The following is a 16,604-nucleotide window of genomic DNA, read 5'->3' as shown; positions in this document are numbered from 1 at the left end:
GGATTGTTCTACTCAATATTTCATAGTATTTCCATTATTGACATCTATTGATATTCTTAATCATGCAAGGTTTGCACAAAGCTTTCACTGAATTCAACATTAATAGTCGAACCTCTAGCAACTTTTGATCCGGGTGGCGCTTGCTGCCCGATAGCCACTCCAGTGCCTGCCGGGCTTAAAACAAGTCCCAGATTCTCAAGCAAGCTTCCTGCTTCTTTAATGGTCAGTCCTTTTAAGTCAGGTACGGCAACTTCATTGGATGTGCTGGCTTCCTGCAATTCGAGAATGACGGTGGCGCCGCTCAAAACATCAACACCACCTTTGGGAACCTGACTGCTTACAATACCGCCCTGGCCTCTTGTCTGAACTACTAGACCGGCGTTTTTCAGCACCCTTTGGGCGGCTTCCACCGGATAATTCACCACATTAGGGACAATGATTCTCGACTTGGGTTCTTCAAACATAAAGGGGTCCTTCGGTTTTTCTATAGTCCTTTCCGGAACCTTCAGGTAGTGCAGAGTGTCCAACGCTACCGCCTTAAAGGCCGGCGCCGCGACCTGACTGCCAAAATAGCTTGGTCCGTTGGGTTCAGCTACCATCACCAAAGTAGCAATTTCCGGGTCGTCCGCCGGTGCAAAACCCATAAACGATGCCACATACTTGCCGTCAACATACCTTCCCTGCTCAACCACCTGGGCGGTACCGGTTTTACCCGCCGCGCCATACCCGTCGACAAAGGCATTTCGACCTGTTCCCTTCTGAACCACGTTAGTAAGCAGCCGCATCAAGGTTTGAGCGCTGTCTTTTGAAATTACCTGGCGAACCGGTTCAGTATTAAACTCCTGCAGCACCTTTCCTTCAGGGTCGGTAATCGCCTTAACCAGTCTCGGTTTAAGCAAAACTCCTCCGTTGGCCACCGCGGAAGCGGCGCAGATCAGTTGGATTGGCGTAACAGCAATAGACTGGCCGATGGACATTGTGGCAATATTTAAGTCAGTAACTTCATCAAGAGGAATTTGCAGGCCTACTTCCTCGCCGGGCAAGCTGATCCCTGTCTTCTGGTCCAGACCAAAAGCATTGATATATTTATAAAATTTATCCTTGCCCAACCTCAAACCCACTGTAATAAAACCGGGGTTGCATGAATTCTGGCATACTTCTTCAAAGGTTTGCAAACCGTGTCCGCCGTCATACCAGCACCGGATTGTCCGGTCCGCGACTTTGATAAAGCCGGGGTCATTAAATGTGTCGCTCGGCCTCACCGCGCCTTCTTCCAAAGCGGAAGCGGCTGTAATGATTTTAAAAGTTGAACCGGGTTCATAATTATAACAGACGGACGGGTTATGGTCCCATACAGACTGAGGATAACGCTGCCACTCAGCCGGATTAAATGTCGGCCGGTTCCCCATGGCAAGGATTTCCCCCGTTTTGGGATTCATTACGATCATGACAGCCAACTTCGGATGGTAGGACTCTGTAATCTTATCCAGCTCTCTTTCAACAAAAAACTGAATGGTCTGATCAATTGTCAGCACCAGATTGTTGCCGGGCACGGGTGGTACGTACTTGTGCACCGCTTCAGGAATGCTTCTTCCCACGGCATCTTTTTCAATAACGATACGACCTGGAATTCCTGTCAATTCCTTATCATAAGCACTTTCAAACCCAGTCAGGCCCTGGTTGTCATCACCGACAAATCCGAGCAAGTGGGCGGCCAGATTGTCCTGACGGTAAAAACGCTTGTTTTCTTCCACCAGTTCGACACCATCTATTTTTAGCGCCTTTAGTTTTTGGGAGGATTCGTAGTCAATTCGTCTCTTTAGCCAGACAAAGCCCACATTTTGAGTGAGCTTTTTATACACGTCTTCCTTATCCATTCCCAAGGCGCCGGCAATCCTATCCGCGTTTTCCCGTTTATCAGGAACCTGGGGAGGGAATGCATATGCGGAATCCACACTGACACTTGAAACCAACTCATTGCCGTTCCGGTCAAGTATCGCTCCCCGCTTGGCCTCCACCGGCACGTCCCGGGTACGAATGCCCAGAGCTTCCGCTCTCAGCCTGTCCCCTTCGACAAGCTGAAGCCAGCCTAAACGCAAAACCAAAAACAAGAAAACAGCTGCGGCTGTCAGAAACAGTACGGTTATTCTCTTTCGAATCATTATGTTTGTTGTCTGCATTTGCCTCCTCCCAAAAACCGCAACCCTCAACCCGCTCTAACCGCTCTTATTATCAAACCGGTTTACCAATTCAGCAAAAGTTTCTATCAAGCGGCTTTTTTCTTTTTCACCCCTGGATACGGCGGCCGGTTGATCAGGCTGTACTTTTGACTGGGTTGTTGATTCCTGCGGGGCCGTGTCGGCAACAGTAATCACCATAAAATTATCAGCATCCGGCTTAACCATATTAAGCTTATGAATTGCCAGATATTCAATATTATCTATACTTACCAGTTGCTGAATATCCTTTTCCAAACCATGGTTTTCCACACGGAGGACGCTCAGTTCTTTATTTAGCCGGTTTATTTGGTAACCGAGGGTAAATAACTGGGAACAATAATAAGTAATAAACACACCAACTAAAAAAATCGCCATAACGAACCCCGTAAGCACAAGTTTCTCACTTTTGAAAACCGCCTTGCGCCTGCGTGTTTTTCTCGGCTGGAACGTTTCATCAAAAAAACCACAGTTGCCTTTCTTCTCCTGGGCTACAATCAATCTTATTCAACCCTCCCGAAGAATAGAACCACAGAACACACGTTCAGGTATAATATTCCATAAGAATTGAGAATAGACCATTCTCTTATTCACCACTGCTAATTCAATACCTTTTCCGCTATCCTGAGCCTGGCGCTTCTAGACCTGGGATTAAATTCCAACTCAGCGGGCCCGGGCACCAATGGCTTTGCCGTAATAATATTCAGAACCTTCTTTTTACCGCAAACGCATACCGGTAATTCTTTCGGACAAGAACAAGGTGACGCATGTTCTCGAAATAAGTCTTTGATAATACGGTCCTCTAATGAGTGAAAAGAAATAACGCAAATTCTTCCTTCGTTACCGAGAACATGTATGGCAGAACACACAGCTTCCGTTAAAACCTCAAGTTCATTGTTAACCGCTATACGCAACGCCTGAAAGGTGCGTTTAGCAGGGTGCGGACCACTCCGCCTGGCGCGGGCTGGAATAGCTTTCTTAATCACTTCAACCAGCTGGCCGGTTGTTTCGAGCGGCCGGCGGCTTCTTTCCACCTGGATAAACTCAGCTATCCTGGATGCCCAGCGCTCTTCGCCATATTCTTTAATGAGCCAGGCCAGCTCTTTTACCGACAATTCATTAACAAGTGTCCTGGCAGTTATTTCTTGCTCAGGGTTCATCCTCATATCTAAAGGAGCGTTATTCAGATAGCTGAAACCTCTGGCCGGGTCGTCAAACTGATGTGAAGAAGCGCCAAGATCAAATAAGACCCCGTCCACACAGTCAATATTTAATTGATTCAATTTAACCGCAAGCTCTTTAAAGTTTGCCTGCACAAATTCTACCCTGCCATGGTACGGCGCCAACTTTACCCTGGCATACGCGATGGCCTCCGGATCCTGATCAAATGCGATCAACCGCCCGCGTGGGCCGTTCTGTTCCAAGATGGACTCACTATGCCCCGCGCCACCAAGCGTGCAATCAACATAAATTCCATTCCGCTTTATGCTTAGACCAGTGACAGCCTCAACCAGCATCACCGGAACGTGAGCAAAATTCATAACACTACTCCATTGTGCTTATATTACCATGTTTTTCGACTTCAGGATATTAAATTGTTGAATCCTGTCGTTTCTTACAGCTCTAAATCAATATCAATAATCTTCTCAGCTATATCCTCATAAGAAGAAGCGGCCTTTGTTTTATAATTTTCCCATTCATGAGCAGACCAGATTTCCACCCGGGTGGAAACACCAATTACCACAGCGTCTTTTTCCAGTTTGGAGTATTCGCGCAAGTTACCCGGTATTAATATTCTTCCCTGTTTATCCACCTCACACTCCGTCGCTCCGGAGAAAAAAAACCGAACAAAGGCCCGGGCATCTCTCCTGGTAAAGGGGAGCGACTTCAGCTTTTGCTCTAAAACCTGCCATTCCTGGCAGGGATAAGCGAAAAGGCATCCATCCAGACCTTTTGTCAAGACAAAAAGATCTCCCAGGCCTTCTCGGAGACGGGCTGGTATAAAAAGCCTTCCTTTGGCGTCAATAATGTGCTGGTACTCTCCCATAAACATGACGGGAACCTCACTGGCAAATAATACGATCCACTAATCACCACTTTCCACCACAATTAATTCTATATTAATGAGAAAATTCCTTTTTTTAAAATAAAATTAAAAAGCCTGGTGAAAACTTTTATCACCAGGCTCACTTCTAGCAATCTTTGTTAATATATCTTTTTTGAAATTCTGTTCCGCTGGTCGAACAAGGTTATTTCCTCGTAACCGACTTCTTTTATTAAAGCTACCGCTTGCGCAAAACCCGCGCCGACCTGGTCCGGGTGATGGGCGTCCGAACCCAGGGTAACAGGCAGTCCATACCGGAAAGCGATCTTTAAAAAGTCCCGGGAAGGATAAATCTCCCGCACCGGATACCTGAGCCCCGCCGTGTTGACCTCGACACACACCCCAGCCCGCTGAAAAACCCGCGCGGTATCTTCATAAAGAGGGATTAAACTTCTGGCAGGGATAAAATTAAACTTTTTTATCAAATCGGGGTGGGCCATGATATCGAAAAAGCCGCTTAAAGCCGCCTGCTGGACAAGGCCAAAATACTTTTCATATAACTTCCAGATGTCCCATTCGCTGTATTTATCCAATTCTTCTTGATTATCGAAACTCCAACCGTCAATAAAGTGCACCGATCCAATCACGTAATCGAAAGGTTGGGAATTTAATAACTTACTCAGCTTGCTTTCATGACCAGGGACAAAATCAGCTTCTACGCCCAGCCTTACCCGCACCGGCCCGCTCTTTTTCTGCAATCGCCTGACTGCGCCGACATAGGCGGGGATCTCGTCCACCAGCATGGCATAGCCGGGCATTATTTTATCCGGGGGCATGAAATAAAGCGGCAGGTGGTCTGAAAAGCCGACCTCAACCAAGCCCCGCCTTAGGGCAGACGCAAAGTATTCTTCAATCTCACCCGTGGCATGGCCGCACATTTTCGTATGCAGATGATAGTCTACCGGCACTTGTTAAGTCCTTCCTTACTTAATGATAAAACGATTCTGCATTAAAAAAATATACCACCTCGTTGTGTGGCATGAGTCAGATACATTTTTTGCAAATACCAAAAATTTTTAACTGGTGGTTGGTTACGTTAAAATCATACTGTTTACTGACCCTGTTTTCCAACTCCTCCAGCAAGTCCTCGTTTACTTCAATAATTGCGCCGCATTTGGTGCATATGAGATGGTGATGGTGGTGATTCACACCTTCCACTCCGCCAAACTCGTAACGTCTGCGCCCATCCCCAAAATCCATGCTGTTAATAATATCAAATTCCTGAAATAGTTCCAATGTACGGTATACCGTGGCGATTCCCACATCCGGCGCTTTTTGCTTAACCAGATTATAGATATCCTCGGCGCAAAGGTGATTGCCTTTATTTTCTAAAAGGACTTTTAGTATGTGCTCCCGCCGTGACGTAAACTTACATTCCTTTTCTCTCAACTTTTCCCCGATATCTGAAATAACCTTCTCATTCATCAAACCACCGCCAGTAACGCTTTTCTTGTAGTATAAGCAATCCACGCGCGTCCGTCAATAAAAGACATTGTTGCAGGTATGCATAACCTAGTTTGACGCAATCTCCCAAGTCCTTTTTTAGTAATACTTGCGTCTTCTCATATTGACAAAATCACGGCGCCGGTATTTGTATCTAAATTTGTTTATTGAGCGCAACAATAATACTAACAGTATCAGTGAAAGCCACGGCCACCAATAAGCAGACCGCTTTTTCTCCACATCCTGCCGACTCACCAGGTCCACACGCCCGATTTCCCGCTCGCCGGAGAAAAAAACCAGCTCACCAAGTTTATCGCCTGACTTAATAGGCGCTGATATTTGCTCTATTAATCTTGCTTCTTGCCTAATTACAACTGGTTTATCCTTTGGGAAATTATAACTAAGCGACTGGTCGGTAAAAACATTCACCGAGTTTGGCGCTCCGTATTTTACCCGCGCGTCCGTGATGTATTGTGCCGCATTTATAACTGAAACCGAGTTAAATTCAGCAAAACCATAGTCCAAGAGGACTCTGGTATCATCCCAGATACTGGTTCCGACGCTATTCAACACCACTGTAATCAATTCCCGGTTTTGCCTGTTGGCGGCCGTTACCAGGCATTGTCCGGCCGCGTCTGTATAACCGGTCTTAATACCGATAGCACCTTCATAATTCCACAACATGTTGTTGCGATTTAAAAGATATGTCTGCGCTTCAGGATTTTCCCGATGGATATTCCGGGTTTTGGTCGAGACAATTTTTCGGAATTCCGGATTCTTCATCGCATAACGACCGATAATAGCCAGGTCATAAGCGCTGCTGTAATGATTGAGGTCAGGCAACCCGTGGGGATTATTAAAGTGGCTGTCCAAAGCGCCGATTTCCCCTGCTTTTTTATTCATCATTTCAACAAAACCGCTCACTGAACCACCGATATATTGAGCAATGGCAATTGCCGTATCATTCCCTGAATTCAACATCAACGCATACAGCAAGTCTTCCATGGAAACGCTCTCGCCCTCTTGCAAACCAATGGCCGAACCTTCTATGTTGCACGCGTCACTTGATATTTTCACCTGATCACTCAGCTTGCTGTTTTCCAAGGCTATTATCGCGGTTAGAGTCTTGGTTGTGCTGGCCGGATACATGCGCTGGTGCGAATTTTTCTCATATAGCACCTGGCCGTTATTGCTGTCGATAATTATTGCCGCGCCACCCACAATAACAGGACTGGTGGAGGCAAGCGCGGAATCAGCGGCAAAGATAATCAATAATATCGTCAAAAAGGCCAATAGACTAGTTTTTTTATGCATTATATCCACCTGAGAAGTAATCTATTAAATAAGTTTATGTTAATAAATTATAAATCCAGCTCTTTATAATGGCACAACTAATGCTATATTATAGCATATAGTTAACTTCTCTCTCCACCAATCGCGCAGATTACGTCAATTATAATAAGCGAAGAAATTTTAGGCCAACCAGATTTCCAGCAGGCGCGTCGCTAATCCGCCAATAAGAAAAGCCAGGATAAAAACAACGGCCCATATCAGCAACCCCTCTCGCCAGCCACGCTCCTTGAAAATTACCATTGCTGAGGCTATACAAGGCACGGTTAGCGACAGAGTAAGCATGACAATAAACTTTTGCAGAGGGAGCATCTGCAGGTTCAAGACGGCTGCCGCTCCAAATTCTTTTCTGATAAAACCCATAATAAAGATATCCGCCACATCTTCAGGCAGGTGTAACCAGCTTACGGTTATTGGCGCCAGGAGTCGTTGCAATTCATGCAAAAAACCATATGCATCAAAAATCCCCAATAAAAGTGTTCCCATGGCAAAAATGGGAAAAGCTTCTTTTATAAACTGATATGATCTGCCCCATGCCTTTTGGCAAACGTTCTGCACTCCCGGCAAACGCAATGGCGGCAATTCAATCAACAAAGGGAATGGCCTGCCGGGCAGAAAACGCTTCAGCAACGTGCCGGCACACAATACTATGCCCAGCATAAAAAGCACGTATAGAAGCATATATAAAGCGCCTGAACCGGCAAGCACAGCTGTGATTATCGCTATCTGCGCCGAGCAGGGAATACCAAGCGCCAGTAAAAATACGGCTATCCTGCGTTCACGGTCGGACCCAAGAATTCTTGTTGTTATACAAGCCATAGTTACGCATCCGAAACCCAGCAACAGAGGGATCACGGCCTGTCCATTCAGGCCGATGCCGGTCAAAGCGCGGTCCAACAAAGTGGCAATGCGGGGCATGTATCCCGAATCTTCCAAGATAGAAAGAACAAAAAAAATTCCTAGCACTAACGGAAACAATAGACCAATTAGATAGGTGACAGTTAAAGTCAGCACCCCGTATTGTCCGGCGAGAATTGTATATAAAACACCCTCAGGTGACATAATACCGCTCAGCAATGACCTGACCGCCGGCTCATAATACCCGTTCATTACGTCCCCGGTGAAATCGACCACAGATTGGGCCAGGAAAACTCCCACCAGTTTGTAAACAGCCCATAATGTCAAGGCCAAAAGCGGAAAACCGGTTACGGGAAGGAGCATCCAATTCCCCAACCTGGCGGCAATGCCCGCATCTTTGTTAATCTCTCTGACTACCTGCGCCACAATCTGGTTAACCCTTTCCCGCCGGGCGCGGTAAATAGCCTCTCGGTCGGTTCCGGGTTTAACTCCGTAACACTCGCTGAGCTCAGTGTCCCCCTCAATGACAAGCAGTGCTTCTCTCCTGTTCATTCTATGAAGCATTTTATTTATTTTTTCTATCGGCTGAAAATGAGCATGGCCCGGCCGGGCTGTGTAAATCTTTTTTTTTAACTCGTCAATGCCAATGCCACGCACAGCGGCAATAGATACAACAGGCACTCCCAGCAATTCCTCAAGAAGACGGATATTAATTCCAAGTCCTCTCTGCACGGCTTCATCCGTCATGTTCAAGGCAATAACCATTGGAATGCCCATATCGATAATCTGCAGGGTAAAAAATAAATCCCGGTCCAGGTGGAGCGAGTTGATAACGTTTACCACGATGTCCGCCGCCAGGATAATATCCCGGGTGATCTTTTCCTCATCATTTATGGAGGATAAACCATAAACGCCCGGCGCTTCGATTATCACGTCGCCGTTGTACCTGCCGCAGGCCATATCGAGAGTGGTCCCGGAATAATTCGACACATCCACATATAGACCGGTGAGGATGTTAAAGAGAGCTGACTTGCCAACATTCGGGTTGCCGGCCAAAACAATCTTTTTTCCTTTCACCATGTTGCCGGCTTTTAACCCGCTGCCCGCCAATACCTCCTCACCCCCGACAGTAATGTCATAATGAATTAGTCTGTTCAACTATTAGCATGGCTCAACCAAAATAGCGCTGGCCAAACTCCGGCCGATAGCAATTTCCTGTTTATTCTTAGATACCACCACCGGACCCGCCGGCACCACTTCAAGGCAGGTGACAACTTCTCCCTCCGAAATGCCAAAACGAATAGCTTTGATGCGGGTCTCTTCATCAGGAATATTGGATATTCTAATTAACTGGCCTTTTCTAACATTGTCCAGGGTCAATAGCATCCCCTCCAATAATGATAATCATTATTGCCAATATGATAATTAGAACCGTTCGCAAATCGATTATACATTCAACCTCTTCAACAATCAATCCCTTTTTCATGATTATTATGTTTGACAGCTTTTGTACAGTAATTGTTCATAATTCGCCTATAGTGTATAATAGAAAAGATTGTATTTTTATTAGTATTTTCTATAAAGGAGTAATTTCTTGCGCGTTTTAAAAAATATTTCTCTTTCCCCAAAAGAATATTGCCTCTTACTGGTGCTTCTCTTGATTGAATTTACACGGGGCGCATTCTTTCTTACATTCCTCCCGCTTTACGCGGTTAATTATTTAGGTATTTCAGTAGCCGCGGCCGGCCTTGCCGTATCCGCGCACTACCTGGCGGAAACCCTTTCAAAGGGTGCGGCCGGCTGGCAGTTGGACCGCCGGGGACATTTAACGATGCTAATCGGGCTGCTAGTCGGACTGGCAGCTTTGGTGCTGATGAAAATTCACCCTTCCGCCATTCTCCTGCTTGCCGGGTCAGCTGTCTTGGGATTGGGTATCTCGCCTGTATGGCTTGCCGTGATCAGTAAAGTGGCGCCGGTTCAGCTTAAAGAACGGGCAACCCGGATGGGTATTATTTTCGCAATCTGGCTGGTTGGTGGCGGTGGGGGCCCGGTTGTAATAAACTTTTTTATTGCCCGGGACTATAATATCGCTTTCTGGTTGTTGATTTTCCTTTGGGGCTTTGCTTTGGCTGTATCTGCAACACTATTGCCGGGAGCGGAGAGCAAAACCGGCAGCGGTCAGGGCTACTCTATTAAAAAAGAATTATTAAAAATGCTCCAGAATAAAGCAATTAAAAAGATTCTCTTGCCGGGTATGTTTCTCCAAACCTTGACAGGGGGGTTGCTATTACCCTTACTTCCCCTGTACGCGCAAAATAAAATTGGACTGGAACCCAGCCAGTACGGTATTCTTTTGTTAATTGGCGGAGCGGCGGCAGCCCTGTCATTCTTGCCGATGGGCCGTTTGGCCGACCGGGTAAATCTTAAATTTATTTTAAGCGCCGGTTTTGGCATCAGCGCGCTATCCCTGGCAGCGTTTTCTGTTGTCAGGGATGCCTTTAACGCATACCTGCTGGCCGCCCTGATCGGATTTTCATATGCCGCGGTTCTACCCGCCTGGAACAACCTACTGTCTAAAGCGGTCCCGCCAGACAGACAGGCTACCGGCTGGGGCGTCTTTTCCACCATCGAAGGCATGGGTGTGGCCATCGGTCCGGCAATGGGGGGTGTTGTGGCAAAATATATGGGAATTCAAGCCCCCATCATCATCAGCACAACATTATTGGCCATCATGTCCTGCTTCTATCTGTTTTATCCGGTGGAAAGAATATTTACAAAGTAGCCGTATTTTACTCTGGGCAAGCTCCAAGACTTAACCGGAACCGTGAAGCGTTTTCCGGCTCCGGCGCCAAACAAGAGGGGTTTTTGGTGGAACCGTTTTTTTTCAAAATATTACTTACAGTTCTACTTATTTATACTGTTGTCCCGACAATTCTGACCCGTTTCGGCCAGGTTAATGTGATTACACGCGTCCCAAGAGGGAAAGGTAGAGTCGTCCTTACTTTTGATGACGGGCCGGACCCCCGTTACACCCCGCGCATACTGGAGATATTAAACCGCTATCAAGTAAAAGCCAGTTTTTTTATTACCGGCGCCAAGGCCAAAGTTTACCCTGATTTAATAAAACAGATCGTATCGGCCGGGCATGAAATCGGCAACCACGGTTTCCGGCACAAAGCTGCCTGGCTGTTGGGTCCTTGCGCCACGATCAACGAAATTGCGGAAACAAATCGCGTCATTGAAGAACTCACCGGTAAAAAACCAATTTATTTCCGCCCGACGTGGGGACTCGATAACCTGTTTTCACTCTGGTACTACTGGAGCAGAGGTCTAAAAGTAGTGCTCTGGACTTACATGAGTTGGGACTGGACCAAGCGAGCCACACCGGAAAGCATAACGCGCAGGGTGTTGAACAAACTCCGGGACGGAGTTATCCTGATATTTCATGACAGCGACTCCGTAGGAGCCGCCCCGGGAGGACCAGACCGGGTCATTGCCGCCTTGCCTCAAATCTTGGAGGAAATAACACTTCGCGGCTTGCGAGTGGCTTCTTTGGAAGAGATCATGACGGGTAAAAACAGCAGATCAACCATCAAAAGAGTAGTTTTATTTTTATGGAGCCATATCGATTGGATAATCAGACGGCTAAGCGGGATTAAAGACATAGAAAACAATAAATCGTTTATCTGGCGGCTGGCGCTTCGCCGTTACCACGGGCGGGAGTGGCTGATGAAAGACGGCTCTGTGCTGAGAGGAGGAGATTATTATATTGAAATTCATCTCAACAACGACCATTTATTGAGCTTAATTGGTGAAAACTCCTCGACAGAACGAACCGCTATCATCGCCATGCGGGAAATAAGCCGCAGTCTGCCTAAACTGGCCAAACTTATGCAGGATGATCAGCAGTACGGCAAAGCGAAGGTATTATTGGGAATCACCCTCCTGCACCGAGGAACGGTGCGCCTTGGTTTTACAGCATATGAGTTAAAACCAGGCCTTTTCCGCATGTTTACAGGCTGGTATGAAAATCTGCTGCTGACCCTTTTTCATCCCGGCGGCTTGAAGAATTCCAAAACATACAGAAAAAAACTCTCGCCCAAATATATAATAATGACCAGGCAAGAATTGATGCGTCGTTACCCGCCCGCCGGCATTCCTGATACCCGCGCGCCTCAAAGTAAAATCGTGGAACGAGAGGATCATTTAAAAAAGAATAACTGAGTTAAGTTAACTTAATCCCAACAATTTTCTCCATGGATCTTTTTCCATAATATCAATCCGGCGTGACTTCAACTCTATATTTTCCCTAATCAAACCCGCTGAACATGCTTTCTTCCCCGGGCAAAAGGTAAATACCCGCACCCTGCTCCCACTCGGAACAACAGGCTGATCCACAAAGACGGCCGCAGTCCACAGCAAGAGGTGTAATATCATCTAACAGTCTGTAAATCCGGTCCCAGTCAACCATAAACGAAACCTGCATTTCCCTCATAGTATTCAGAACTCAGGAGTCAGAATTCAGAAATCTCGAGACAATAAAACAATTCTTTAATTCTGACTCCTGACTCCTGAGTACTATTCTTATTTAATGTTCCTTGGTTTTTCAGCTATTGAAATATTTACAGAGTTTAGCTGCCTATTGCGTACCAATAAAACCTTCACTTTATTTCCCACTTGAGTAGCCTTAATCGCCGTGACCAGTTCATCCGCATTGTTTATCTTGACCTCGTTAAACTCGACAATCACATCCCATTGCTTTAGGCCGGCTTTTTGGGCCGGGCTGCCGGCAATCACACCTGTCACTAGAGCCCCTTCCGCCTCAGCCAGCCCAAGATAGCGAGCTGCCTCCTCATCCACCGGTCGCACTTGAACGCCAACCCATGGACCCGCGCTGTTTTCACTGTTTTTCAATTCCTCAAGCACACGCTGCACCGTACTCGTGGGAATAGCAAAACCAATTCCTTGAGCTTGAGCGCTAATGGCCGTATTGATCCCAATTACCTCACCCCGGAGGTTAAGCAAAGGCCCGCCGCTGTTTCCCGGATTAATGGAAGCATCTGTCTGAAGCAAGTTTTCATATTGCCGGTCGCCGACATTAATCGGGCGTCCTTTGGCGCTGATCACCCCGGTCGTCACAGTATGGTCTAATCCATAGGGGTTTCCAATAGCGATTACCCAGTTGCCTACCCTAACCTGGTCGGAATTACCCATATTTAGAAAGGGCAGATCCGAATCAGCGTTTATCTTCAAGAGAGCCAAATCCAGGTTATAATCCGATCCGACAACATTAGCCGCCAGCGGCTGATCATAGCCGGTGACAGTAACAGCAATATCATTAGCACCATCAATTACGTGTTCATTTGTCAAAATAAAACCGTCTTTAGACATGATAAACCCCGAGCCGAGGCCTTCTTCCTGCTGCTGGGGCCGATAAGGCACGCCGAAAAACTGGCGAAAGAATGGGTCGTTAAATAGAGGGTCGCCAGCTTCACCATTCACCATTCTTGTGGAAATCTTAACAACAGCCTGGCTGGTACTGGAAACTACATCAGCAACAGCGTCGGGAGCCGTTCCTGGCAGTGGATCAGCATTCACCGGCTCACCAACCTGATTACCCTGTTTAGCCGGCAGAAAATTCCCGGGGAAATCACAGCCGCCCATAAACACCATTCCGGCTAAAAAAGCAACTACTATTGTAAATAATAGCAACCGTTTCAATTTGGTCGGCATAATCGCAAACCTCCATATTATTAGTAACTTATTATTAGTAACTTACCTTACTATTATAACAAAAAATTACATTAACAAAAGCAATGAACCAGAAAACAGGCCGATAATGGTAAAAATGGGCTATTGTCCTATAAAACTCCACCAATAAAAACAACCCGCCGCTCTAATTTTGCAAACCCAGTAACTCACGACGGGTTGGGACGTTGCTTTAATGTTCATGAACGAATTATTTTAAAAATCCCTTTAGGATGGTTTCTTCTGCTTCTGATTCTGAAAGCCCCATCGACATAAGTTTAATTAACTGCTCACCGGCAATCTTCCCGATGGCGGCCTCGTGAATTAGTTGAGCCTCCGCGTGGTTCGCAGCAATTTCAGGTGTGGAACTAATCTGAGCCTGATGCATAATAATTGAGTCACATTGCACATGACCCCGGCAGCGGTTTAACCCAACCACGCGGGGGTAAAAAACTTGCCGGGAATTATCTCTGCCCACCGAACGGGAAACGATCCTGACAGAGGAATCCTGCCCCACCAACTCGACGAGTATTCTTGACTCAGCTAACTGAACACCATCCGTAAGCATCCGCTCAGTGATAAACAGGTGGGCGTTTTTGTGCAAACGAGCCTCTGTATCACGTTTTGTGTTGTCAACACCACTGATTTGCACCAGTTCCATCTCCGCATAAGCGTATTCTTCCATTTCCACGATAGTCTTCGGATTGAGTATTTTTTGGCCCTGTCCATTTCCTTCACCATAGTGTTTCTCCACATAACGAACACGCGCACCCTTACGAACGATAAAATTATGTATTCCATCGTGCCGCGCGCTAGCATCCCCGGGATTATGTATGCCGCAGCCGGCAACAATCAGGACATCCGCTCCCTCTCCAATATCGAAAGTGTTATATACCAAGTCCTCCAGTCCCTCGGCTGTCAAAATCACCGGTATATGGATACTCTCGTCTTTTGTTCCCGGTTTGACTATAATATCAATTCCAGGCTTGTCTTCTTTCGTTTTAATCTCAATATTTGCCGTGGTATTGCGACTGATTCCCACTCCATTCTTACGAATGTTATAAGCTCCCCGGGGAATATCGTGCATTCCTGCAACAGTCTGCAACATATGCTTATCTATGGCATTGAACAATTTCCTCATTCCCTTCGCTGCATGCGTCACGGCAGTTACAACAGGCATCCTCCATAATCAAAGGCCAAACAACGTCTCTACTTCCTTGTTCTTTGATCATACCGTCAGCCACCAGGATAATTTCATCAGCGAGACTTAATATTCTCTCCTGGTGCGATATCAGCACAATTGTAGTGTCGTGCATTCTGTGGTAATTTTGAAACGTTTCAGTTAACCTGCTAAAGCTCCACAGATCTATACCTGCTTCCGGCTCGTCATAAACAGCAAGCTTCAGTTCTCTAGCCAGCAGGCTGGCAATTTCGATCCGTTTAAGCTCACCACCGGAAAGACTGATGTCCACCTCTCGTTCCAGGTAGTCTTGCGGGCAAAGACCCACGTCATAAAGCAGACTGCACTCTTTCATTGCTTTATCTTTTCCTAGCGCGAGTTGTAACAGTTCCCCAACCGTCAAGCCTTTAAAGCGGGGAGGTTGCTGGAACGCGTAACCTATACCCAATCTAGCCCGCTCGGTCACTCCCAGCCCGGTTATATCCTTACCGTTAAACAGGATCTTACCGGCTGTTGGTTTATAAATACCCATGATTACTTTGGCCAGGGATGACTTCCCTCCTCCGTTGGGTCCGGTAAAAACATATAGCAAGCGGTCTTTGAAAACAATATTGATATCCTTAAGGATCTCCACAGGACCTTTATCACCTTCAAGTGTCAAGGACAGGTTCTTCATTTCCAGCACACCGAACACTCCCTTTCAAAACAGAATAGTGTATAACATGCTACTATTCAGGTATTCAAAATTCAGGAGCCGGAATTCGGAATAATCCGAGACGACAAGCCGTTCTCTCATTCCGACTCCCGACTTATTACTATAACATAACCGTTTAGGTTCCACAATAAGCCCCGGGAATAAGTATGGTGAAATGTAATCTTGCGCTTGGCTGACAAAAATAATGAAGCCGGATTAACAGAAACAAGAAGGGAATACGGAAAGAACCTTTCACTTATTCCGGCATCTAGTCTCTGACTTCCGGCTCCCGTTATTTGTTAATCAATATTCATTGACTCGCTAAGAAGAAATCCGCGCAACTAGTTCGGCAACATCATATACTTTAACTCGATCAGTGGCTTCCTTATCCTTCAAGCCGTCTTCGAGCATGGTCAGGCAAAACGGGCAGTTGCAGATAATAGCCTGTGGATCCAGTTCCAGAGCCTGTTCTGTACGCGCTATGTTGATCCGCTTGCCGATATCTTCTTCAAGCCACATGCGCCCGCCGCCCGCGCCGCAACAGAAGCCTTTTTGTTTTGACCGGGTCATTTCCACCAGGGAAACACCTTTTACCGCGGCAATAATATTCCTGGGAGCGTCGTATTCTTCATTATAGCGCCCAAGATAACAGGAATCATGGTAGGTCGCCTTTAATTGTTCTCCCAGCGCGCCCGGCTTAATCTTACCGGCTTTGATTAATTGATCAATCAACTGGGTATGGTGTATTATCTCAAAGTCAGCGCCCATCTGTTTGTAGTCGGTTTTCATCACCGTAAAACAGTGCGGACAGGCGGTAATAATTTTCTTTACCCCGTAGCCCTTAAAGGTTTCGATATTCTCCTCGGCCATACTCTGGAACAGGTACTCGTTACCCAGCCGCCGTGCCGAGTCGCCACAGCACTTTTCTTCTGTGCCCAGAATGCCGAAACTTACTCCCGCTTCCTTTAAAACCTTAACCAGGGCAGTCGATACTTTCTTGATTCTGTCGTC

Annotated in this window: 16 protein-coding genes; 2 read left to right on the top strand and 14 right to left on the bottom strand. The window is 46.5% G+C overall.

Annotation, left to right across the window (positions count from 1 at the left end; translation table 11 throughout):
• Positions 1-56: 56 nt before the first annotated feature.
• From A4E54_RS12000 to A4E54_RS11960, 9 genes are all read right to left on the bottom strand, one after another.
• Positions 57-2,180: a stage V sporulation protein D gene (locus A4E54_RS12000; protein ID WP_240083319.1), complete on the bottom strand. Its 2,124-nt coding sequence runs from the start codon at positions 2,178-2,180 to the stop codon at positions 57-59.
• 36 nt (positions 2,181-2,216) lie between these two features.
• Positions 2,217-2,717, bottom strand: coding sequence for a septum formation initiator family protein (locus A4E54_RS11995; protein WP_240083320.1), 501 nt, complete (start codon positions 2,715-2,717; stop codon positions 2,217-2,219).
• Between the two features lie 98 nt (positions 2,718-2,815).
• The gene (rsmH, locus tag A4E54_RS11990; RefSeq protein ID WP_240083321.1) at positions 2,816-3,757 is read right to left on the bottom strand and encodes a 16S rRNA (cytosine(1402)-N(4))-methyltransferase RsmH; all 942 of its coding nucleotides are present in this window, start codon (positions 3,755-3,757) and stop codon (positions 2,816-2,818) included.
• Between the two features lie 74 nt (positions 3,758-3,831).
• Complete coding sequence (mraZ, locus tag A4E54_RS11985; RefSeq protein WP_240083322.1) at positions 3,832-4,269, bottom strand: division/cell wall cluster transcriptional repressor MraZ; 438 nt, start codon at positions 4,267-4,269, stop codon at positions 3,832-3,834.
• Between the two features lie 152 nt (positions 4,270-4,421).
• On the bottom strand, positions 4,422-5,228 hold the full coding sequence (locus tag A4E54_RS11980; RefSeq protein WP_240083323.1) for a histidinol-phosphatase HisJ family protein: 807 nt from the start codon (positions 5,226-5,228) through the stop codon (positions 4,422-4,424).
• Between the two features lie 76 nt (positions 5,229-5,304).
• Positions 5,305-5,745, bottom strand: coding sequence for a Fur family transcriptional regulator (locus A4E54_RS11975; RefSeq protein ID WP_240083324.1), 441 nt, complete (start codon positions 5,743-5,745; stop codon positions 5,305-5,307).
• 117 nt (positions 5,746-5,862) lie between these two features.
• Complete coding sequence (locus A4E54_RS11970) at positions 5,863-7,077, bottom strand: D-alanyl-D-alanine carboxypeptidase family protein (protein WP_240083325.1); 1,215 nt, start codon at positions 7,075-7,077, stop codon at positions 5,863-5,865.
• A 159-nt stretch (positions 7,078-7,236) separates the two neighbouring features.
• Complete coding sequence (gene feoB, locus A4E54_RS11965) at positions 7,237-9,129, bottom strand: ferrous iron transport protein B (RefSeq protein WP_240083326.1); 1,893 nt, start codon at positions 9,127-9,129, stop codon at positions 7,237-7,239.
• Positions 9,130-9,132: 3 nt separating this feature from the next.
• Positions 9,133-9,351: a FeoA family protein gene (locus tag A4E54_RS11960; protein ID WP_240083327.1), complete on the bottom strand. Its 219-nt coding sequence runs from the start codon at positions 9,349-9,351 to the stop codon at positions 9,133-9,135.
• Between the two features lie 214 nt (positions 9,352-9,565).
• On the opposite strand from A4E54_RS11960, the gene A4E54_RS11955 reads away from it, so the two are divergent.
• Both A4E54_RS11955 and A4E54_RS11950 read left to right on the top strand, forming a co-directional pair.
• Positions 9,566-10,753 (top strand): MFS transporter, encoded by a 1,188-nt coding sequence (locus A4E54_RS11955; RefSeq protein WP_240083328.1) that lies wholly within the window; start codon positions 9,566-9,568, stop codon positions 10,751-10,753.
• 86 nt (positions 10,754-10,839) lie between these two features.
• Positions 10,840-12,195, top strand: coding sequence for a polysaccharide deacetylase family protein (locus A4E54_RS11950; protein ID WP_240083329.1), 1,356 nt, complete (start codon positions 10,840-10,842; stop codon positions 12,193-12,195).
• Positions 12,196-12,280: 85 nt separating this feature from the next.
• On the opposite strand, the gene A4E54_RS11945 is transcribed toward A4E54_RS11950, so the two are convergent.
• The 5 genes from A4E54_RS11945 to A4E54_RS11925 form a co-directional block, all read right to left on the bottom strand.
• Positions 12,281-12,442, bottom strand: a complete 162-nt coding sequence (locus A4E54_RS11945; protein ID WP_286726274.1) for a hypothetical protein — start codon at positions 12,440-12,442, stop codon at positions 12,281-12,283.
• 113 nt (positions 12,443-12,555) lie between these two features.
• Complete coding sequence (locus A4E54_RS11940) at positions 12,556-13,704, bottom strand: S1C family serine protease (protein WP_240083331.1); 1,149 nt, start codon at positions 13,702-13,704, stop codon at positions 12,556-12,558.
• Positions 13,705-13,930: 226 nt separating this feature from the next.
• Entirely contained in the window at positions 13,931-14,851 is a 921-nt protein-coding gene (locus A4E54_RS11935; protein ID WP_240083354.1) for a SufB/SufD family protein, read from the bottom strand.
• Positions 14,832-15,584: an ABC transporter ATP-binding protein gene (locus A4E54_RS11930; RefSeq protein WP_240083332.1), complete on the bottom strand. Its 753-nt coding sequence runs from the start codon at positions 15,582-15,584 to the stop codon at positions 14,832-14,834. The genes A4E54_RS11935 and A4E54_RS11930 overlap by 20 nt, the downstream gene beginning before the upstream one ends.
• Positions 15,585-15,914: 330 nt before the next feature.
• Positions 15,915-16,604 (bottom strand): (Fe-S)-binding protein (locus A4E54_RS11925; RefSeq protein ID WP_286726273.1); only part of this gene is annotated, 690 nt, incomplete at its 5' end.

The sequence above is a fragment of the Pelotomaculum sp. PtaB.Bin117 genome, from assembly GCF_002067195.1.
GTDB lineage: Bacteria > Bacillota > Desulfotomaculia > Desulfotomaculales > Pelotomaculaceae > Pelotomaculum_D > Pelotomaculum_D terephthalicicum.
The sequence above is the reverse complement of the archived record's forward strand: the minus strand, read 5'-3'. Positions and strand labels throughout refer to the sequence as shown.

Excerpts from the sequence above, each read along its gene's own strand:
- mraZ (WP_240083322.1), bottom strand. The coding sequence starts at position 4,269 with ATGTTTATGGGAGAGTACCAGCACATTATTGACGCCAAAGGAAGGCTT.
- A4E54_RS11970 (WP_240083325.1), bottom strand. The coding sequence starts at position 7,077 with ATGCATAAAAAAACTAGTCTATTGGCCTTTTTGACGATATTATTGATT.
- A4E54_RS12000 (WP_240083319.1), bottom strand. The coding sequence starts at position 2,180 with ATGCAGACAACAAACATAATGATTCGAAAGAGAATAACCGTACTGTTT.
- A4E54_RS11940 (WP_240083331.1), bottom strand. The coding sequence starts at position 13,704 with ATGCCGACCAAATTGAAACGGTTGCTATTATTTACAATAGTAGTTGCT.
- rsmH (WP_240083321.1), bottom strand. The coding sequence starts at position 3,757 with ATGAATTTTGCTCACGTTCCGGTGATGCTGGTTGAGGCTGTCACTGGT.
- A4E54_RS11975 (WP_240083324.1), bottom strand. The coding sequence starts at position 5,745 with ATGAATGAGAAGGTTATTTCAGATATCGGGGAAAAGTTGAGAGAAAAG.
- A4E54_RS11945 (WP_286726274.1), bottom strand. The coding sequence starts at position 12,442 with ATGGTTGACTGGGACCGGATTTACAGACTGTTAGATGATATTACACCT.